This is a genomic window from Leifsonia sp. CL147 (assembly GCF_900114565.1).
GTDB lineage: Bacteria > Actinomycetota > Actinomycetes > Actinomycetales > Microbacteriaceae > Leifsonia.
The window spans coordinates 1-19,803 of sequence record NZ_FOTM01000005.1 but is presented as its reverse complement, the minus strand read 5'-3'; the positions used below and the strand labels follow the sequence as shown (position 1 = coordinate 19,803).

The 19,803-nt window shown below is 69.6% G+C and carries 19 protein-coding genes and 1 tRNA gene; 6 read left to right on the top strand and 14 right to left on the bottom strand.

Annotation, left to right across the window (positions count from 1 at the left end):
• Positions 1-18 precede the first annotated feature (18 nt).
• Complete coding sequence (locus BM287_RS06025) at positions 19-2,013, bottom strand: S9 family peptidase (RefSeq protein ID WP_090036963.1); 1,995 nt, start codon at positions 2,011-2,013, stop codon at positions 19-21.
• Positions 2,014-2,051: 38 nt separating this feature from the next.
• Positions 2,052-2,822, bottom strand: a complete 771-nt coding sequence (locus BM287_RS06020; RefSeq protein WP_090036961.1) for an SDR family oxidoreductase — start codon at positions 2,820-2,822, stop codon at positions 2,052-2,054.
• A gap of 108 nt (positions 2,823-2,930) precedes the next feature.
• Between BM287_RS06020 and BM287_RS06015 the strand changes: the two genes are divergently transcribed.
• The 4 genes from BM287_RS06015 (at position 2,931) to BM287_RS06000 (ending at position 5,620) form a co-directional block, all read left to right on the top strand.
• Positions 2,931-3,428, top strand: a complete 498-nt coding sequence (locus tag BM287_RS06015) for an NfeD family protein (protein WP_090036959.1) — start codon at positions 2,931-2,933, stop codon at positions 3,426-3,428.
• Positions 3,425-4,375: an SPFH domain-containing protein gene (locus BM287_RS06010; RefSeq protein ID WP_090036958.1), complete on the top strand. Its 951-nt coding sequence runs from the start codon at positions 3,425-3,427 to the stop codon at positions 4,373-4,375. The genes BM287_RS06015 and BM287_RS06010 overlap by 4 nt, the downstream gene beginning before the upstream one ends.
• Entirely contained in the window at positions 4,372-5,121 is a 750-nt protein-coding gene (locus BM287_RS06005; RefSeq protein WP_090036956.1) for a glycerophosphodiester phosphodiesterase family protein, read from the top strand. The genes BM287_RS06010 and BM287_RS06005 overlap by 4 nt, the downstream gene beginning before the upstream one ends.
• Positions 5,122-5,248: 127 nt before the next feature.
• Complete coding sequence (locus BM287_RS06000; protein ID WP_090036955.1) at positions 5,249-5,620, top strand: RNA polymerase-binding protein RbpA; 372 nt, start codon at positions 5,249-5,251, stop codon at positions 5,618-5,620.
• A 39-nt stretch (positions 5,621-5,659) separates the two neighbouring features.
• On the opposite strand, the gene lnt is transcribed toward BM287_RS06000, so the two are convergent.
• The 10 genes from lnt to BM287_RS05950 form a co-directional block, all read right to left on the bottom strand.
• Positions 5,660-7,240: an apolipoprotein N-acyltransferase gene (gene lnt, locus BM287_RS05995; protein WP_090036953.1), complete on the bottom strand. Its 1,581-nt coding sequence runs from the start codon at positions 7,238-7,240 to the stop codon at positions 5,660-5,662.
• A gap of 155 nt (positions 7,241-7,395) precedes the next feature.
• Positions 7,396-9,828, bottom strand: a complete 2,433-nt coding sequence (locus BM287_RS05990) for a DEAD/DEAH box helicase (protein WP_090036952.1) — start codon at positions 9,826-9,828, stop codon at positions 7,396-7,398.
• A 48-nt stretch (positions 9,829-9,876) separates the two neighbouring features.
• On the bottom strand, positions 9,877-10,629 hold the full coding sequence (gene tatC / locus BM287_RS05985; protein ID WP_090036950.1) for a twin-arginine translocase subunit TatC: 753 nt from the start codon (positions 10,627-10,629) through the stop codon (positions 9,877-9,879).
• Positions 10,630-10,672: 43 nt separating this feature from the next.
• Positions 10,673-10,894: a twin-arginine translocase TatA/TatE family subunit gene (gene tatA, locus BM287_RS05980; RefSeq protein ID WP_090036949.1), complete on the bottom strand. Its 222-nt coding sequence runs from the start codon at positions 10,892-10,894 to the stop codon at positions 10,673-10,675.
• A gap of 4 nt (positions 10,895-10,898) precedes the next feature.
• Complete coding sequence (locus tag BM287_RS05975) at positions 10,899-11,258, bottom strand: hypothetical protein (protein ID WP_090036947.1); 360 nt, start codon at positions 11,256-11,258, stop codon at positions 10,899-10,901.
• Between the two features lie 41 nt (positions 11,259-11,299).
• Entirely contained in the window at positions 11,300-12,274 is a 975-nt protein-coding gene (locus tag BM287_RS05970) for a helix-turn-helix transcriptional regulator (protein WP_090036945.1), read from the bottom strand.
• Entirely contained in the window at positions 12,267-13,313 is a 1,047-nt protein-coding gene (locus BM287_RS05965; RefSeq protein WP_090036943.1) for a helix-turn-helix transcriptional regulator, read from the bottom strand. Before BM287_RS05965 ends, BM287_RS05970 begins: the two co-directional genes overlap by 8 nt.
• 21 nt (positions 13,314-13,334) lie before the next feature.
• Positions 13,335-14,279, bottom strand: coding sequence for an FKBP-type peptidyl-prolyl cis-trans isomerase (locus tag BM287_RS05960; RefSeq protein ID WP_090036941.1), 945 nt, complete (start codon positions 14,277-14,279; stop codon positions 13,335-13,337).
• A gap of 73 nt (positions 14,280-14,352) precedes the next feature.
• On the bottom strand, positions 14,353-15,387 hold the full coding sequence (locus BM287_RS05955; RefSeq protein WP_090036940.1) for a tRNA (adenine-N1)-methyltransferase: 1,035 nt from the start codon (positions 15,385-15,387) through the stop codon (positions 14,353-14,355).
• Positions 15,384-16,052 carry an HAD family hydrolase gene (locus BM287_RS05950; protein ID WP_280140933.1) on the bottom strand — a complete coding sequence of 223 codons (669 nt, stop codon included), beginning with the start codon at positions 16,050-16,052 and terminating at the stop codon, positions 15,384-15,386. The genes BM287_RS05955 and BM287_RS05950 overlap by 4 nt, the downstream gene beginning before the upstream one ends.
• A 154-nt stretch (positions 16,053-16,206) precedes the next feature.
• Between BM287_RS05950 and BM287_RS05945 the strand changes: the two genes are divergently transcribed.
• A complete protein-coding gene (locus tag BM287_RS05945) occupies positions 16,207-17,142 on the top strand; it encodes a proteasome assembly chaperone family protein (protein ID WP_090036938.1) in 936 nt (311 codons plus the stop codon).
• A gap of 5 nt (positions 17,143-17,147) precedes the next feature.
• On the opposite strand, the gene BM287_RS05940 is transcribed toward BM287_RS05945, so the two are convergent.
• Positions 17,148-18,011 carry an undecaprenyl-diphosphate phosphatase gene (locus tag BM287_RS05940; protein ID WP_090036937.1) on the bottom strand — a complete coding sequence of 288 codons (864 nt, stop codon included), beginning with the start codon at positions 18,009-18,011 and terminating at the stop codon, positions 17,148-17,150.
• A 49-nt stretch (positions 18,012-18,060) separates the two neighbouring features.
• Positions 18,061-19,380: a M20/M25/M40 family metallo-hydrolase gene (locus BM287_RS05935; protein ID WP_090036935.1), complete on the bottom strand. Its 1,320-nt coding sequence runs from the start codon at positions 19,378-19,380 to the stop codon at positions 18,061-18,063.
• Between the two features lie 142 nt (positions 19,381-19,522).
• Here BM287_RS05935 and BM287_RS05930 point away from each other — a divergent pair.
• Positions 19,523-19,607: transfer RNA gene (locus BM287_RS05930), tRNA-Leu, on the top strand.
• The last annotated feature ends 196 nt before the right edge of the window (positions 19,608-19,803 follow it).

Here is a 19,803-nt window from a genome sequence, read left to right as displayed (position 1 = left end):
TCGGGCGGGACGTCGCCGTCAGCTGTGGTTGCTGCGGCTGGGGAGGTGACGGGCCCACCAGTCCAGGATGATGTCGAAGCGCTCACGACGATGCCGCGGACGTCCGCTGCGGCTCAGTTCGTGGTCCTCGCCCGGGAAGATCACCAGCTCCGTCTCGACACCGTGACGCTTCAGTGCCGCGTAGTACCGCTCGGCCTGGCCGAGCGGGCAGCGCAGATCGTTCGCGGAGTGCAGCACCAGCGTCGGGGTGCGCACCCGATCCACGACGGCCTGCGGGCTCTGCGAGCGCATCAGGCCGGCGTCCGTTCCCGTGTACTCGTCTGCAAAGAAGCTGCCGATGTCGCTCGTGCCGATGAAGGCCTCCGGATCGAGGAAGCCGCGTTCGACGATCGCCGCCGCGAAGCGGTGGTCGTGGGCGATCGTCCAGGCTGTCAGGTAGCCGCCGTAGGAGCCGCCCATCACCCCCACCCGTGAACCGTCGAGGCCCGGGACCCGCGCGATGGCGCCATCCAAGAAGTCGAGCACATCGGCCAGGTCGACCGTCCCCATCCGCTGCCGGATCACGCGGCCGTGCGCCTGGCCGTAGCCGGCGGACCCCCGCGGATTGCACATCACGACCGCATAGCCGGCCGACACGTACACCTGGGCCTCGTCGAACAGCGCGTGGGTGTACGACGCGAACGGCCCGCCGTGGATGCTCAGGAGAACGGGATGCGGGCCCTCGCCCTCCGGCACGAGGACCCAGCCGTGCACCGGGTAGCCGTCGCGGCCGTCGACGGTCAGCTCCGTCGGCGTGACGATCCCCTGAGTCCGCAACGGCGCCGAGAAGTCGCTCAGGCGGCGCAGGCCGTCCCCATCCACGACGGCGACATCGCCCGCTGTCGACGGGTCGGCGAACGCGATGGCGACGGTCCCGCCGGCCGCGCCTGCACCACCGACGACGGTGTGCTCGCCCGTGAGGGTGCGGGTCTCCCCCGCTGCCGTCACTTCGGTCAGCACGAGCGCTCCCCGGCGCCGGTCGAGCACGAGGACCGAGTCGTCCCGGTACGGCGTGATGGCCGACTCCGTGAAGTCCACCGTCTCGGGATCGGTCAGCAGCCGCGGTGCGCCACCCGCCGCATCCACGACATACAGGGCGGTGTTGCGGGCGACGAAGTCGCGCCCGCTCTCGCCCAGGTCCTGAGCCGTGAAGAACAACCGGCCGTCGGCCGTGTACTGCGCAGCCAGGACACTGAACGCGCCGTGGCGGCCCGTCAGGTCGGCGGCCTCTCCCCCGTCGACGGACACGAGGTGGACGTCCTCGCGCAGATCGGTATCGCGGCCGGCGTGGCGCGCCGAGACGAACGCGATGCTCCGGCCGTCCGGCGAGAATGCGATCGACGCGTCATCCCACGGACCGGCGGTCAACTGTCGCGGCTCGGCGACATCCGTGGCCGTGCCCGCCGAGCCATCGGGCCACGGCGCCGGCGGCGGGACGGGCGCAGCGGACACATCCGGCACGGGCACCACGAAGACGTGTGCGGGCCGGTCGATCGTGTACCCGACTCCATTCGCCTGATATTTCAGAGTGTGGATGCGCCGGGCCCGCTCCCCTCCCGGGTCGATACCCTCGACGGTCCCGTAGCGACCCTGCTCGGGCTCGCGGCTGACGAAGGCGAGCGTCCGGCCGTCCGGCGACCAGGCGAACTCGGTCACTCCCAGTGCCCGATCCGTCACAGCGACCGGCTCTCCCCCGGCCGCGTCCACCACGTGCAGCTGCGGCGGGCGCTTCGGCTCGGCGCGCAGGAACCCCAGCAGCCGCCCGTCGGGTGAGAACTGCGGAGCCGTGTCCCGGAATCCGCGCGTCACCAGGCGCGGCGATGCATGCCCGGTCAACGGGATGGTCCACAACTGGCCGACGGTCGCATCCGCCTCGAGCGAGGGATGTGTGACAGCGACGACCGCCCGGCCGCCGCTCGGGTGCACGGTGGGGACGCCGACACCGACGAGCAGGTCGAGATCGTCCGCCTTCATGCGGCGATCTTCATTCGGCGATCGTCATTCGGCTACCGTCACTCGGCGACCGGAGCGAAGCTCGACACGTCGCCGACGAGCCGCGTGTGGTCGGCGGGGACGGGGTCCACGACCGCCGACGCCACCTCGGCAGCGAACTCCCCGACGTTGTACAGGCGACCGGCCGCCTCCTTCCGGGCGTCGATAGCGCCCGGGTTGAGCCGGTTCAGCAGCGTCGCCGTGATCGTCCCCTCGATCATGTCGCCGGAGACGACGACGAACTCGATGCCCTTCTCGGCCAGGGCCGGCAGGAGCGCGCGCAGCGCATCCTCGCCTGCCCGCTTGCTCAGCGCGACGGCCTCGTACTCGGGCATCGTGGGCGTCGTCTCGATGAAGTGCGCCTGGTGGCTGGTGACGAAGACGACGCGGGAGCCGGCACCCAGCAGCGGAAGCGCTGCGGTGAGCGTGTTCACCTGGGCGTCGCGGTTGAGCTTCATGGCATAGTCCTCGGCCATGCCCGACTCCATGCCTCCGGAGGCGTTGAGCACGAGGATGTCGAGGCCGCCCCACGCCTCCTCCACTGTCCGGAACATGGCCGCGACGGAGTCGGCATCCGTCAGATCGGCGCCCACCGCGATCGCGGTGCCGCCCTTCTGGGCGATGGAGTCGACGAGCTTCAGCGCCCGCGCCTCCTTGTTCCGGTAGTTGATGACGACACGTGCGCCGGCCTCCGCGAGATACTGCGCGGTGTCGGCGCCGATTCCGCGCGACGAGCCGGTCACGAGCGCGCGTCTGCCCGTCAGCGAACCAGGGGAAAGGGGATGTGCCACGAATGCTCCTCGGCGTCGATGTCCTGCACCCTGAGACTACCAAGTGGGTTGGATGGGGCGTCGGGCGTACCTGCTACCGTCATATCAAGCAGTGAAAGGGGGGACGTCATGGACATCACGTCCTTCGCCTGGATCGTCTGGCTCGTCCTCATCCTGGTCTTCGTGATCGTCGAGATGCTGACGCTCGACTTCGTCTTCCTGATGATCGCCATCGGCAGTGTCGGCGGCCTCGTGTCGGGACTCTTCGGCGCGCCCTGGTGGCTCCAGCTCCTCATCGCGGCGGCGCTCTCCGTCATCCTGGTCTTCTTCATCCGGCCACCGCTCCTCCACGCCCTGAAGCGCGGAGGCGACCCCGCCAAGAGCAACGTCGACCGGCTGATCGGGATGGGCGGCGTCGTCGTCTCCACGGTGAGCCGCACCACGGGGCTCGTGAAGCTCCAGGTGGGTGAGACCTGGAGTTCGCGCCTCGCGGACACGGGCGACTGGACCGAGCTGGTGCCGGGCGAGCACGTCATCGTCGTCTCGATCGAGGGGGCGACCGCCGTCGTCGCACCCGCACCGGTCTCCGCTGGAACCGACGGCCTCACCGAGAGGATCGCCCCGTGACCGAGACCACCCAACTGGTCGTGACCATCGTGGTCAGCATCATCATCCTGATCATCGCGATCTTCGTGCTCGTCACGCTGTTCCGCTCGATCCGCATCATCCCGCAGGCTCGTGCCGGCGTCGTGGAGCGGCTCGGCCGCTACCACAGGACCCTCAACCCGGGTCTGAACGTCGTCGTCCCGTTCATCGACAAGGTGCGCCCGCTGCTCGACATGCGCGAGCAGGTCGTGTCGTTCCCCCCTCAGCCGGTGATCACCGAGGACAACCTGGTCGTCTCGATCGACACGGTCGTGTACTTCCAGGTGACGGATGCGCGCGCCGCGACCTACGAGATCGCCAACTACCTGGGCGCCGTCGAGCAGCTCACCACGACCACCCTGCGTAACGTGGTCGGCGGCCTGAACCTCGAGGAGGCGCTGACCAGCCGCGACAACATCAACGGCCAGCTCCGGCTCGTCCTCGACGAGGCGACGGGCAAGTGGGGCATCCGTGTCTCGCGCGTCGAGCTCAAGGCGATCGAGCCGCCCCTGTCCATCCAGGACTCGATGGAGAAGCAGATGCGTGCCGAGCGCGATCGTCGAGCGGTCATCCTGACGGCGGAGGGCACGAAGCAGTCCGAGATCCTCAACGCCGAGGGTATGCGGCAGGCGGCGATCCTGCGCGCGGAGGGCGATGCCAAGGCCGCGGTGCTGCGCGCCGAGGGCGAGGCGAAGGCGATCACCACGGTGTTCGGGGCGATCCACCAGGGAAACCCGGACAACCTGCTGCTCGCCTACCAGTACCTGCAGACGCTGCCCAAACTGGCCGAGGGCGCCTCGAACAAGCTGTGGATCATCCCGAGCGAGCTCACCGAGGCGCTCAAGGGCATCGGTGCCGCCTTCGGGCCGGCAGGCGCGGCATCCCGTGCTGCCGAGGACAGCGGGTCGGCGCCTTCGCCCGCCCCGTGACCTTCCTGGAGGGCGCCGGGACGCGGATCATCGCGCATCGCGGCCTCGCACTCGACGCGCCCGAGAACACCCTCCTGGCCTTCCTGCGGGCGCTTTCGGCCGGCGCGACGCACCTGGAGACCGACATCCACGCCTCGGCCGACGGTGTCGCCGTGATCGCCCATGACCCCGACCTCGCGCGCGTCGCCGGCCGTGAGGTGCAGGTCGGCCGGCTCACGATGCTCGAACTGCGCCGGACCGACCTCGGGCACGGTCAGGGCTTCTGTTCGCTGGCCGAAGCGCTGGACGCCTTCCCCGAGGCACGCTTCAACATCGATGTGAAGGATGCGCGCGCCGCCTCCCCCGCGGTGGATGCGATCCTCGCCGCCCGGGCCGTGGACCGCGTGCTCGTCACCAGCTTCGCGCCCGACCGGCGCAGGGCGGTCGCCGACCGGCTCCCCGGGGTCGCCTCCTCCCCCAGCGTGCGCGAGTTCGTACCGGCCCTGGCCGGCGCGAAGCTCGGCGTCGGTCCGCTGACGCGGCGCGCACTGCGCGGCTTCGTCGCCGTCCAGGTCCCGGAGCGACGAGGGCCCGTCCGCATCGTGACGCGCCGGACCGTGGACCGCATCCACGCCGCCGGTGCAGAGGTGCACGTGTGGACGATCAACGATCCGGACGACATGGCCCGCCTGCTGGAGCTCGGCGTGGACGGGATCGTCACCGACCGCTGCGACCTGCTGAAGGAGCTCGTCGAGACCCGGCGGTGAGGTGAGGTCCTCCCGTTCGCCCCCTGACTCTGTGAGGCCACTGGGAGAAATACGACCCCGGAAAGAGAATCCCCAGCTTGACGGTTTATAACTGTGAGGATTCGCGCGCACAGAGGAGAACCACACAATGGCAGATCGCAGCTTGCGCGGCATGAGAATCGGCGCCCAAAGCCTACAGAGCGAAGAAGGCGTCGTCTACTCTCCGCGTTCCCGTTACACCTACCTTTGCGCCGCCTGCGGCCAGGAGACCGAGGTCGTCTTCTCGGCTGAGGCGGACGCCCCACAGACCTGGGAGTGCAAGCACTGCGGCCACGAGGCGCGCCTGCTCATCGACGACGTACCCGTCGAGGTGGACCACTCGGACGTGAAGACGCCGCGCAGCCACTGGGACATGCTGCTCGAGCGCCGCACGCGTGCCGAGCTCGAGGAGCTCCTCGAGGAGCGCCTGCAGTACCTGCGGTCCCGCCGCGGGACGAGCGAGCGCAAGCACAGCGCCTGACCGCCGCGCCCTCGCAGAGGGCACACGCCGAGGCCGTTCTCACCGACGAGGTGGGAACGGCCTTTTCGTGTCCGCCGGCGCGGGGACACCGCTGTTGCGCCGGCCGCCGAACGCGACGAGCACACCGAAGAGGCCGAGACCGGCGACGAGGAACTCGATACCGCGGCTGAGGAGGGTCGCCGGCGTGGTCGATGTGCCGAGCGGCACATCGGCGACCATGTGGCCCGGCTTGAACGGCGGGATGGAGGTGATGGTGCTGCCGTCGGGCGCGATGATCTGGCTGCTGCCCACTGTGGAGATGTTCACGAGCGCGCGGCCGGATTCGATCGCCCGGAGCCGGGCGATCCCCAGCTGCTGCTGGTTCTCGTCGGTCTCGCCGAAGTCGGCGTTGTTCGTCTGGGCGAGGATGACCTGCGCTCCCCCGTGCATCATGTCGGTGAGCAGCTGATCGTCGACGATGTCGAAGCAGATCGACACGCCGGCACGCACGTTCCCGACGCTGACGACGTTGGGCCGCGTCCCCGGCGTGTAGTCGCGTCCGATGAGGTCGATCAGCGCGGGTGCGAAGGGTCGCCAGAACGCCCGGTCGGGCACGTACTCGCCGAAGGGCACGGGATGCTTCTTGTCGTAGGAGTCGACGGCACCCTTTCCCGCCTCCCAGGTCAGCGAGGTGTTGTAGAGCCGGTCGTCGCGCTCAGTGATCGTCCCGACGACGAACGGGGCATGGAACCGGCGGCTGAGCCCATCCAGGATCGCCCCGGTGCCGGGGTCCCGGGTGGGATCCGGCATCGCCGCGCCCTCGGGCCACACGACCATGTTGACCTTCTTCGAGCCGGTCACCTGAGACGTCGGGATGCGCAGCGTCTCCTTCACCTGCGTGTCGAAGACCGCGCCGAGGGGTGCGTCGTCGAAGTATCCGGCCGGCCCGTTTCCCTGCACCGCCGCAATGCGCGTCGTCCCGTGCGTCGTCGCCGGCCAGGCCGGGATCGCGAACACCAGCGCCACGGCGATTCCCGCGAGGAAGGCACGCGAGCTCGTCCGGACCTCCACCGTGGCGAGCAGCTCGAGGAGGAAGGCCACGAGCCACACCATGACGAAGCTCACGCCGGAGATGCCGAGCCAGGCCACGAGCGGTGCGAGCGGGCTCGTCGACTGCGACTCGGCGACGCGGCCCCACGAGAAGCCGCCGTACGGCCACGTCCCGGTCACAAACTCCCGCAGCACCCACAGGCCGCCGAGGATCACCGGGAGCAGTCCCAGTCGCCCGAGCAGGGTCGGGAAGGCGCACGGCACCCACCGGTAGGCCGACGTCAGGAGGATTCCTCCGACACCCCAGAACAGCGCCTCCAGTGTGGAGAGGGCGATCCACGGGATGGGTCCCAGGTAGAGCGCTGTCCAGGACACGTGGATGAGGTAGAAGACCTCCCCCGCCACCCAGCCCACCAGGAAGGCCGAGCCGCCGCGCCGCCCGCGCTGGGCGAGCAGCACCATCCCGATGCCGGCGAAGGTGAGCGGCCACCAGTCCCGGCTCGGGAATCCGGCGTCCAGCACCGGCCCCGCGGCAGCCGCCACGAGCACCGCGAGCCAGAGCGGGAGCGGGGCTCGCGGGACGATGTGCACGAAGGGAGAGCCTAAAGCATCCGCCTCGGCATCCCGCTGAGATTGGGATCACGCGACTGCGGCTTTTCGTAACGATTGCGCCTGCGCGCGCGGCAGCAGTCGTTACGAAACGCCGCAGTCGCTGCCCGCGGGACCCGCGGGTCCCGCGGCGGGCGTCAGGCGACCGACGAGTACGCCACGATCCCCCGGCGGATGGATTCGAGCGCCTGGCGCGCGACGCGGCCGATGTTCCCGTTCGCGACGAGCGACAGCTGGTCGAGCAGGTCGATCGTCTGCTTCGTCCAGCGGACGAAGTCCCCGGCGGCCATGTCCGCCTCGCTGAGGACCGCATCCAATCCCGAACCGCGGGACCACATCCACATCGCGAGCGAGATCGCGGTCGAGGGCGGCTCGCTGCCCGGCAGGCGGTTCTCCTGCTCCAGGTCCTCCAGGCGGCTCCACAGCGTGATCGTCTTCTCCAGGGCGGGCCGGAAGGCTCCGCGCGGGAGGTTCCGGTCGGCGGCGAGGCCCTCCTCGCGCCTCGGCTCGAACACCAGAGCACACGCCATCGCCGCGAGTCCCGGGGCGTCGAGGTCCTTCCAGACGTTCCGGCGCAAGCACTCGGCGACCAGGAGGTCCCGCTCGCCGTAGATGCGCTTGAGCGTGCGGCCGTGGACGGTCAGTGCCGTCCCGCCGTCGTCCTGGGTCAGGTAGCCGAGCTCGAGCAGCACGTCGGAGACCCGGTCGAAGACCTTGGCCACCGCTCCCGTCCGCGACTGGATCTGGGAGCGCAGCCGATCGGTGTCGCGCTTCAGCTTCCACCAGCGCTCCGCCCACCGCGCGTGCTGCTCCCGCTCGGTGCAGCGGTGACAGGGATGGTCCTTCATCCGCTTCCGCAACCCGGCCAGCTGACGCTGCCGCTTCTCCCGATCGCTGCTCGATGCCGTCTCCATCCGCGAGCCGCTGCGTTCGAGGTCGGTGAGCTCCCGGCGGATGGCGAAGTAATCGCGGAAATCACCCAGGTGGCAGGTCATCGCCTCCTCGTACCCCGCGAGGGACTGCTCCTGCTGCATCGCCTTGCGCGCCAGGTCGACGACCGCCCGGTCCGCCTGGAACTGCGCGAACGACGACTCCAGGATCTCGCGCGTGCGCCCCCGCCCGAACTGGTCGATCAGGTTCACGGCCATGTTGTACGTCGGCCGGAAGCTGGAGTTGAGCGGGTAGCTGCGGCGGGAGGCGAGCGAGGCGACCGACTGCGGGTCCAGGCCGTCCTCCCACTGGATCACGGAGTGGCCTTCCACGTCGATCCCCCGCCGGCCGGCGCGACCGGTCAGCTGGGTGTACTCGCCCGGCGTGATCGGGACGCGCGCCTCGCCGTTGAACTTCTCCAGCTTCTCCAGCACCACCGTTCGCGCCGGCATGTTGATCCCGAGCGCGAGCGTCTCGGTCGCGAACACGACCTTCACGAGCTTGCGCCGGAAGAGCTCCTCCACGACCTCCTTGAAGGCGGGGAGCAGGCCCGCGTGATGGGCCGCGACACCGCGCTCCAGACCCTCCAGCCACTCCCAGTAGCCGAGGACGGCGAGATCTTCGTCCAGCAGGGTGCGGCAGCGCTCCTCCACGATGGCGCGGATCTCGTCGCGCTCGTGCTTCTCGGTGAGCCGGACGCCGGCGCGCAGGACCTGCTTCACGGCGGCATCGCAGCCATTGCGGCTGAAGATGAAGAAGATCGCCGGCAGCAGATTGCGCTCCCGCAGCAGAGCCACCAGGTCGGAGCGGCTCATCCGGTAGCTGTCCGGGCGGCCGCCCTTGGAGTGGTACCGGCCCACATCCCGCGTCTGCCGGCTGCTCAGCACGCGACCGCCGTACCGGGCCATCTGCACGAGTTCCGGGTTCACGCGGTTGGTCGCGGCCAGGCCGGACGAGTCGAACAGGTCGATCAGCTTCGAGCGCATCAGGATGTGCTGCTCGAGCGGCACCGGACGCTCCTCCGAGACGACGACGTCCGTGTCGCCGCGGACGGCCTGCAGCCAGTCGCCGAACTCCTCCGCGTTCGACACCGTCGCGCTGAGCGACACCATCCGCACCTCCGACGGCAGGTGGATGATGACCTCCTCCCACACGGCGCCGCGGAACCGGTCGGCCAGGTAGTGCACCTCGTCCATCACCACATAGGCGAGGTCGGTCAGCAGGTCGGAGTCCGCATACAGCATGTTGCGCAGCACCTCGGTCGTCATGACGACGATTCGCGCGTGCGAGTTGATGTTGGTGTCACCGGTGAGGAGGCCGACCGACTCGGGCCCGTACGCCTCCACGAACTCCTGGAACTTCTGGTTGCTCAGGGCCTTCATCGGTGTCGTGTAGAAGACCTTCGCGTTCGCCTCGCGCATCGCCAGGAAGACCGCGAACTCCGCGACGATGGTCTTGCCGGCTCCCGTGGGCGCGGCGACGAGGACACTGCGCCCGCGTTCGAGGGCGGCGCACGCCTCCCCCTGGAAGGCGTCGAGGTCGAACCGGAGGCTCTCCCGGAACGTCTCGAGCAGCGGCTGCCGGGCCCGGTCGCGCGAGGCGGCGTACCGCTCCGCCGGCGAGAGCGTCTGGTCGGTCACGCGTCCAGCCTATGCCTGCGCCGCACCTCTCCCCGGAGCAGGCTGGGTCTAGGTCGCGAGGTCGGCCTCCAGCCGCCTCTGGCTCTTCGCCAGCCTCCGGTCGTGCACGAAGGCGACGCCGTAGGCGGCGAAGTACAGCGCGACCATGGGAATGGCCAGCAGGAACATGGAGAGCACGTCGGCCGCGGGCGTCGCGATCGCCGTGAACAGGGCGATCAGGATGAGCGCCCACCGCCAGGAGGCGATGATCGACTTCGCACTCAGCACGCCCACGAAGTTGAGCAGCACCAGGAAGACGGGGAGCACGAAGGCGATGCCGACCGCGATGACCAGCTTGAGGATGAAGTCGAAGTAGGTCTTCGCTCCGATGATGGCGGCATCCTGCGCCGGTGCGAAGCTGGTCAAGAGGTTCACGATGTGCGGCACCAGCATCCAGCCTGCGACACCGCCCGCGATGAACAACGGGACGGCCGTCAGGAAGAAGCCGAAGGCGTACTTGAGCTCTTTGCGCGTCATGGCCGGTACGAAGAACGCCCACACCTGGTACAGCCAGAAGGGACTCGACACGATCACGCCGATCGTGATCGCGACCTGCATCTTCAGATCGAACGCGCCCGTGATGCTGTCGTAGTTGAGCATCGCCTCGCGGCCCTGCTGCTTGGCGATCTCGGTGATCGGTCCACGCATCGCGCTGAGGACGTAGTCGCTCAGCACCCAGCCGATGACAGCCCCCACGAGGAGTGCGAGAGCTGAACGGAAGAGGCGTTTGCGAAGCTCGATGAAATGCTCGGCGAGCGTCATCCGGCCTTCGCGGTTCTTGCCTCGCTTCGTGGAGGCCACCGGACTAGACGTTGGGCTTGGGATTGTCGGTCGTGTCGCCCGGATTCGGCGGAACGTTCTTGTCGCCCTTGTCGCCGTCCTTCTTCATCTCGTCGACCTCGCCCTTGAAGATCCGGACCGACTGGCCGACGCTCTTGGCGAGGGCCGGAAGCTTCGTCGCGCCGAACAGGAGAAGGACGAGAGCAAGGATGATGAGCAGATGCCATCCGGTCAGTCCTGCGAACATGAGATCAGGTCTTTCTCAAAAGGTGGGCGAAGCGAGCGGGAACCGTCGCCGGGTCCACATCGACCAGTAGTCTACCGCGCCTGACCCGGGCGTCCCTGCGAGCTTGCCGCGCGATCGCCCGCTCTGCGAGGCGGTCGCGGCGCTGTTCGCGCAGCTCTGCGGCGTCCGCGAGCACGGCCGGTTCGAACCTCTCATGGAGGTCCTCGGCCCGGCGCGACAGCACCTCCGCCTTCTCGGCCAGGGCGGCGGCCTCGCGGCCAGCGGCCATCAGCTTCCGGAACAGCCGCCAGGCGAAGAACGCGAGCATACCGAGGAGACCGAGCACGAGCACGGTCCAGATCAGCAGCCACGACCACCAGGGCACGGGGACAGCCTACCGGTCGAGGTCAGCAGCCCTCGGCCCCGCTAGCGGTAACGCTCGACGCCCGCCTGCGCCCAGGCGGCGACCACCTGGCGCGCCTCGGGCGGGTCGAGCACGGTCAGCACGCCGGAGAGGCCCGCCACGAGGCGCTTCAGGCCGTGGAAGTGCGCGACCCGGACGCTGGTGCGGATCACGCCGCCGCGCTCACTGCGGGCGGCGCCTTCCGGGATGTAGTCCTCGATGAGCGGGATGGCGGACGCCGACACCTCGACCGTCACCAGCTGGTCCTCCGGCGTGCCCGTGAAGAGCGTCTCGGGCAGCTTCACGTCGCCCGGACGGTACGTGATGGGCTCGTCGGTCGCGACGAGATCGTCGATCCGGTCGAGCCGGAACGTGCGGATCGCCGTGCGCAGGTGGTCCCAGCCGCGCAGATACCAGTCCTGGTCGACGGACTCGATCCTCAGCGGATCGACGCGGCGGCGTTCCCGCTCCCCGCGTGAGCTCAGGTAGTCGAACTCCACCTGGACTCCGGCGATGACGGCGTCGCGGATGGTCGCGAGCGCCTCATCCGTCTCGGATCGCGCGACCGCGAGCTGGCTGGGAGCGGCGGACGCTCCGCGCGTCAGCTTCGCCATCAGCGAGCCGACGGCATCCCGGTCCGCGTTCTCGGGCAGAGCAGTCAGGTACTGGAGCCCGGCGATCAAGGCTGCCGCCTCGCGGGCGGAGAATCGCGGAGAGTCGTCGATCGCCACCTGGTGGGTGAGGATGATCTGGTCGTTCTCCTCGAAGTCGTCCCAGGCGATGTCGAACAGGTCTCCCGGCTGATAGGCGTTGGTTTCGCCCGGGATGCCGGAGACGGCGATCAGCCGCACTGCCTCGCGCAGCTGCTCCTGCTCGACGCCGAAGTGCTCGGCCGCCTCCGCGACGCTCACCCGGTCGCGATCCATCAGGTACGGCACGAGAGCGAGCAGGAAGGCGAGCTTGTCCTGCGCCTGCATCGGCTTCCGGCGTTCAGCCATCGGACCTCTCCCCCGTGTGCGCCGTCACTGTGGCCTCGAGTCGCCGCAGAACGTGGTCCCGCAGCTCCGGCGGCGAGAGGACGAGCACCTCCGGCCCGAACGAGGCGAGCTGGTCGGCGAGGATGTTGATGTCCGAGAAGTTGACGGTGAGCCGCACGGGCTCGCCATCCGCGCCCGCGGCGACCGCCTCCCCGTAGCGCTTGCCCAGGCGCGTGGCGGCATCCGTCCCCGCCGTCACCTCGATCTCGGCGACGTTCGACTGCCAGATGCGTTCCAGCTCGGCCAGCGCCCGCTCGGCGAACGCTTCGCCATCCACGCGGTACTTCTCGGGATCGAAGACCCGTGCCGTCAGCTTCACGGCGCCGACGATGCGCGAGAGCAGGAAGGTGCGCGAGCCGCCGGCCTCCTGATCGATGCCCTGCAGATGCCACCGGCCCTGGTGCTGCACGAGGGAGAGCGGCGCGATGGTGCGCATCCGTGACGAGCTCTCGCCCGGCTTCAGGTAGGGGAACTGGACGATGACGTGCCGCTCGAGGGCCTGCGTCAGCGGATCGAAGGCGCTCTCGCGTACCCGCAGCCGCGGTGCGTACCCGACCACGGGATCGTCGGCCTCCACGCCCAGGGAGCGGAGCTTCATCAGAGCGCGGCGCGACTCCCCCGAGAGCGAGCCCTCGCGCCACACGGCGGCGGCCAGCCCGAGGAGGGTGAGCTCTTCCGGCGAGAAGCTGACGTCCGCCGGGAGGTCGTATGCCCCTTTCGGAATGCGATACCGCAGGAGCTGGTTGTTTCCCGACGCCTCGGGCGCATCCACCGTCTCCAGCGGCACGCCGAGCTCGCGGATGTCGTCCTTGTCGCGCTCGAACTGCCGTTCCAGGCTGCTGTTGTCGCCGTGCGGCTCGTAGCGCTGCCGGTAGCCCTGCACGGTCGACAGGATCTCGCTCTTCGTCAGGCCGTTCTCGGTCGCCAGAAGGGCGAGGACGAGGCTGAACAGACGCTCCTCGACCGGGACGCGCGCGGGCGAGGACGAGGAGCGGGACACCCGTCCATCCTAGTCCGCGGGTCAGTGGATCCCGAGGATGTCCACCACCCAGGCGGCCGCAGGAACCTGCCCGTCAGCGGGCGTTTCGATCACCAGCTGGGAGCCGACCTTCTGGCCGACGATCTCCTTGAGCATGGACTGCGGGAGCGCCGACTGGCTCTGGCTCTGGATCTGGCTCTGGCCGCTCGCGACGTCCACGCGGTCCGGACCGCCGTTCGTCCAGCTGCTCGTGACGACCTGCTTGCTCTCCCACCCGACGGCGGTGTACTGCAGGATCGCCGTGCTGTCCTTCTTCACGACCGCTCCGTCGCCCTGCTTCAGCACCTCGCTGCGCACGGCCGTCGGGGCCTTGCCCGAGGAGGGGATCGTGATGCCCGGCTGCCCGGTGGGCGCGAGCACGACTGTCGGGAAGCCCGAGACCGAGGGGCGCACCGCGCCGTTCGCCGCGTTCAGGGAAGCGGAGAGGATGTCGAGGACGTAGATCTGCGTGCCCGAAGCGGACGTCCCACCCTGCGACGCGTCCTTCGGGGAGAGGACGACAGCGACCCGCGAGCCGACCGTCGCGCACAGCACTCCGCGACTGATCGCGTCCGATCCCACCGGGAGCGCGCCGGCCTGGTCGCCGTACCCGGACCCGAGGACGCTTCCTGTCTGGCCGTCGAGCAAGGAATACCCCACCTCGACCTGCTGGCCGATGTGCACGGTGGCGCCGTGGCCCTCGGTCAGAACGGAGCGCTGCGACTTCGTGGCGTCGATCGGAGCGGGAACCGTGACCTTCGGCTTCGCGCCGATCGTGCCGGACGCCTGCACCAGAGCGGAGGCGGAGCCGGACGGCAGAGCCTTGCCGCAGTCGTCGTTCGGATTCCCCGAGCACCCCGTGAGGGCGACGGCCACCAGTCCGGCGGCTCCGATGACGGCGGCGGCTCTGCCGAGTGCGGGTGCACGGCGACCAGTTGCGTGGGGCACGGGTCCTCTTTCGATGCGATCGGTGGGGATGCGGGACAGCCACTGGCGTGACAGGGCGTCCCGGTCTCTCATGCTATCGGACGGCCGGAGTGCCCTCGTCCGCATCGGCGGCGGGGTCCGCATCGTCGTCGCGGCCCTTCGCCAGGTCAGCGCTCGTCGCCGCCTCGCGCATCCGCTTCCGGAGGCTCTTGGGGCTGGATTCGCGCTCCCCCAGGGCGCCCGGCGTCCAGGCCTCGACGTCCGCATCCGAGTAGTCCGACTTGGAGGGGCGTCGCTTGAGCTCGGGCAGCACGGTGCCGGGCGCGAGCCGGCGAGCCGTGATGAGGAAGCCGGTGTGCGCGATCATGCGGTGGTCCGGACGGACGGCGAGACCCTCCACGTGCCAGCCGCGCACCATGGTCTCGTTCGACTGCGGGTGCGTGAAATCGCCGGAGGCGCGAATCGCCTCGGCGACCCGGGACAGCTGGGTGACCGTCGCGACGTAGCAGATGACCACGCCGCCCGGCTTGAGGGCCGCGGTGACCGCATCGAGCGTCTCCCACGGGGCCAGCATGTCGAGCACGACCCGGTCGACGGATCCCGGCTCGACGGCGGCGGGGAGGGCATCCTGCAGGTCGCCGACCGTGAGCGTCCAGTTCCCGGGGTCGCCGCCGAGGAACGTCGCGGCGTTGTCGCGCGCGACGTCGGCGAACTCCTCCCGCCGCTCGAACGACAGCAGCCGGCCCTCCGGTCCGATCGCGCGCAGCAGCCACAACGACAGGGCGCCGGAGCCGACGCCCGCCTCCACCACGGTGGCGCCCGGGAAGATGTCGGCCAGCGCCAGGATCTGCGCGGCATCCTTCGGGTAGACGATGGCCGCTCCCCGCGGCATCGACATCACGAAGTCGGTCAGAAGCGGCCGGAGCGCGAGGTGCTCGACGCCGGCGTTGTTCGTCACCACCGACCCGTCGGGGAGGCCGATGATCGCGTCGTGCGGCAGGACGCCGCGATGGCTGTGGAAGAGCTTCCCCGGCTCCAACGTGATCGTGTTCATCCGGCCCTTCGGACCGGTCAGCTGCACCCGGTCGCCCGCACGGAACGGGCCGGAACTGCGTCGTGTCTCGTTCATCGGGCCGCCGCCTCCCGGCGTGCGCGCGCAACGGCGACCACGTCGTCCGCTGTGCGGCCGTCCAGCGACTCCCACAGCACGTGCTCGTCCGACTCGGGCAGCGGGACGATGTGGGGAACCCCGATCGTCGCCGCACCGGACGCCACCGCCGACGCGAGCCCCACCAGCGAGTCCTCGATCGCGACCGCATCCGCCGCCGCGACGCCGAGGAGGGCGGCGGCACGCAGGTACGGCTCGGGGTGGGGCTTCGGCTCCTCCACCTCATCGCCGCTCACGATCACGTCGAACGCGTCGAAGGGGATGTGCGCCACGATCTGCTCCGCCATCCGCCGCATCGACATGGTGACCAGAGCCGTCGGGATGTCCCGCTCGCGCAGCGAGAGGAGCAGCTCGCGCGCGCCCGGACGCCACGGCACGCCCTTCTCGTCGAGCTTCACCTGCACGCGGTCGGTCAGCCACTGCACGATCTCATCGGCCGTCATCGCGACCCCGCGGGAACGGAGGATCTCGGCGGAGGTCCAGAGGCCCAGCCCGACCAGCAGCATCCCGTCGTCGTGCGTCCAGGTGCCGCCGAACGAGCCGACCAGCTCGCGCTCGGACTCCATCCAATAGGGCTCGGTGTCGACCAGCGTGCCATCCATGTCCCAGAGGACGGCAGCGGGCACGGTCGGCGACCCGGCCGACGGCTGTTCGGCGGAGGCTTGTTCGCTGCGAGGGAAAGGCACTGTCACAACGGGCAAGTCTATCGGGAGAGCCGCGGGCCTATTCTTGAGGGATGGCGCCCCGACCGGTCGCCGGGAAGGGACGAGGGACAGCTTCGTGACAGACGGACAGAACATCCTCGGCGGCCGCATCCTGGTGGTGGCCTTCGAAGGCTGGAACGACGCCGGCGAGGCCGCCAGCGGTGCGGTGAAGACCCTCAAGGAGCAGCTCGACGTCGTGCCGCTCGCGGAGGTCGACCCGGAGCTCTACTTCGACTTCCAGTTCAACCGGCCCGTGGTCACCGACGACGACGGGCGCCGCCGGCTGATCTGGCCCTCCGCTGTCGTGTACGGGCCCTCGATTCCGGGGCACGTCCCGGAAGACCTGGCCGGCGACGCAGAGCTGACGGTCACCGGCGACAACGCCCGCAACATCTTCCTGCTGCTGGGCACCGAGCCCTCCCGCAGCTGGCGCAGCTTCACCTCCGAGATCATGGATGTCGCGCTCGCCGCCGACATCGGCGCGATCGTCTTCCTCGGCGCGATGCTCGCCGATGTCCCGCACACCCGGCCGATCTCGGTCTTCGCCTCCAGCGACAACGCGGCCGTCCGGGCCGAGCTCGGCGTCGAGCGGTCGAACTACGAGGGGCCGGTCGGCATCCTCAGTGCGCTCGCCGAGGGGGCGGAGGATGTCGGCATCCCGACGATCATGATCTGGGCGTCGGTCCCCCACTACGTGCACAACGCGCCCAGCCCGAAGGCGGTGCTCGCGCTCATCGACAAGCTGGAGGAGCTCGTCGACGTGACGATCCCCCGCGGAACGCTGGTCGACGAAGCAGCCGCCTGGGAGGCCGGGATCGACGCGCTCGCGGCGGACGACGAAGAGATGGCCTCCTACATCCAGCAGCTGGAGCAGGCCCGCGACACCGTCGACTCGCCGGAGGCGAGCGGCGAGGCGATCGCGCAGGAGTTCGAGCGCTACCTGCGCCGCCGCGGCGACGGCCGTGACGGCGGCACCGCCGGCCGCGCCCCCGACGACCCGCGTCGCGGCTGACGCGATCAGGCCCGGAGGACGCCGGTCGCCAGCAGGATCATCAGCAGCACGCCGAGTGCGATGCGGTAGATCACGAAGGGCAGGAAGCTGCGGCGTGAGATGTAGCCCATGAAGAAGGCGATCACCAGCAGCCCGACCACGAAAGCGACCACCGTCGCTGCCGCGGTCTCGGCCGGACCGAACACCTCCGGAATGCAGGTCCCTGCCGTGGCCAGGGCGTGCGTGCACGGCTCCTTGACTGCTTTGTACAGCTGGTAGAAGCCGCTCCCGAACACGGCGGGCAGCGCCAGCAGGAACGAGTAGCGGGCGGCAGCGCGACGCTGGTAGCCCATGAAGAGCCCCGCCGTGATGGTGCCGCCGGAGCGTGACACGCCCGGGATGAGCGCGAGGGACTGCGCCAGTCCGTAGATGACGCCGTCGCCCCAGGTCAGCTCCCGCAGTCGCTTCCGCTTGGCTCCGGCCCGGTCGGCGATCCCCAGCAGGATGCCGAACACGATGAGCGTCGTGGCGACGATCCAGAGCGAGCGGAACACGGTCTCGATCTGGTTCTGGAACAGCAGGCCGAGAACCACGATCGGGATGCTGCCGATGATGACCAGCCACCCCATCCGCGCGTCGGGGTCGTCCCTCGGGATGCGCCCGAACAGCGCCCGGAACCAGTGCCCGACGATGCGCGTGATGTCCCGCCAGAAGTAGAGGACGACGGCGGCCTCGGTGCCGAGCTGGATGATCGCGGTGAAGCGGGCGCCCGGGTCGGCGCCGGTTCCGAGCAGCTCCCCGACGATGCGGATGTGCGCGGACGACGAGACGGGAAGGAACTCGGTGAGTCCCTGCACGAGGCCGAGGATCAGTGCGTTGATGAAGGTCATGCGTGGCGTGAGGTCCCGGGTCGAGTGAAACGGAGCGGAGGGCCTGAGGTCAGTAAGCGCGCAGCAGATCGCCGAGCACGGTCCTCCCGAACACTAGCGCGTCGAGCGGCACGCGCTCGTCGACGCCATGGAACATGCCGGGGAAGTCGAGCTCGGCCGGCAGCCGGAGCGGTGCGAAGCCGTAGCCGGTGATCCCGAGCCGGCTGAGCGCCTTGTTGTCCGTGCCGCCGGAGAGCAGATAGGGCAGGACCGGAGCTCCCGGATCGTGGCGCTGCAGGGTCCCGGTGATCGCGTCCACCAGGCCGCCGCCGAACTCCGCTTCCAGGCCGATGTCGCGGTGCATCACCCGGATCTCGATATCGTCGCCGATCAGCTCGCGGACGCGCGCGAGCACCGCATCCTCCTCGCCGGGGAGGGTGCGGATGTCGATCAGCGCCTCCGCGGTGTCCGGGATCACATTGTGCTTGTACCCGGCCTCGAGCAACGTCGGGTTCGTCGTGGTCCGCAGTGTGGCGAGGATGAAGCCGGCCGCCGTCCCGGTGCGGACGATCACCTCGTCCGGTCCCACCTGCTGCGGATCGACGCCGAGGAGGCGGCCGAGTTCGCCGACCAGCCGTGTCGTCGTCGCCGTCAACTGGATGGGCCAGTCCTCGCGGCCGAGCGCGACGACGGCCTCGGCGAGCCGGGTGATCGCGTTGTCCCGGATGAGGCGCGAACCGTGGGCCGCGCGGCCTCGTGCGATCAGCTTGATCCAGACCAGCGACTTCTCGCCGGTCTGCAGCAGGTAGGCACGGCGTCCCGCCAGGTCGATCGAGTAGCCGCCGACCTCGCTGATCGCCTCGGTCGCGCCCGCGAACAGCTCCGGACGGGTGTCGACCAGGTAGTGGGAGCCGCGCCTCCCGCCGTCCTCCTCGTCCGCGAAGAACGCGACGACGAGGTCGCGGGCCGGCTGCTCCCCCGCGTTCAGGATGTCGCCCAGCGCGGTCAGGATCATCGCATCCATGTTCTTCATGTCGACGGCCCCGCGGCCCCAGAGCAGGCCGTCCCTGATCTCGCCGCCGAAGGGGTCGACCGACCAGTTGCGCGGGTCGGCGGGCACGACATCCAGGTGGCCGTGCACCACGAGTGCGGGCTTTCCCGGATCGCTCCCCTCGACCCGGGCGACGACGCTCGCCCGGCCGGGATCGGACTCGAAGACCTCGGGACGCAGGCCCAACGCGGCCAGCTTCGCCTCCACGTACTCGGCGGCTTCGGCCTCGCCGTTCGACCGGCCTTCACCGTGGTTCGTGGTGTCGAACCGGATCAGGTCGCGCGCGATGATCGCGGTCTCGTCGAGGGCGGGCTCGGTCGCGAGGAGTCGGTCGGTCATGCCCCCACGCTACCGGCCGCCGCCGACGGCCGGGCCGTGATCCGCCGCCACGCCCGGGGCTCGCCCCGGAGTGATCCGGCACGCGGAATCCGTGCTATCGTCTTTCTTCGGCAGCCGGAGCGATTCGGCGGCCCACACCTGAGTCCGGGTGGCGGAAATGGCAGACGCGCTAGCTTGAGGTGCTAGTGCCCGTATAGGGCGTGGGGGTTCAAGTCCCCCCTCGGACACCGAGGGCGATTCGGGGTATTCCGGAAAGCTTTTCAGGGTATTGGGTCGGGACGCTTTTTCGAAGGCGTCCCGACCCTTTTCCATGTGCGGAAGGCGCCTTTTCGGCTTATAGGCCAAAAAGAGTGGATGGTGTGGGCGTGTCAGCTGTGGCCGGCCCAGCCTGATCGTGTCCAGAGGCCTTCTTCGGGGTTGAGG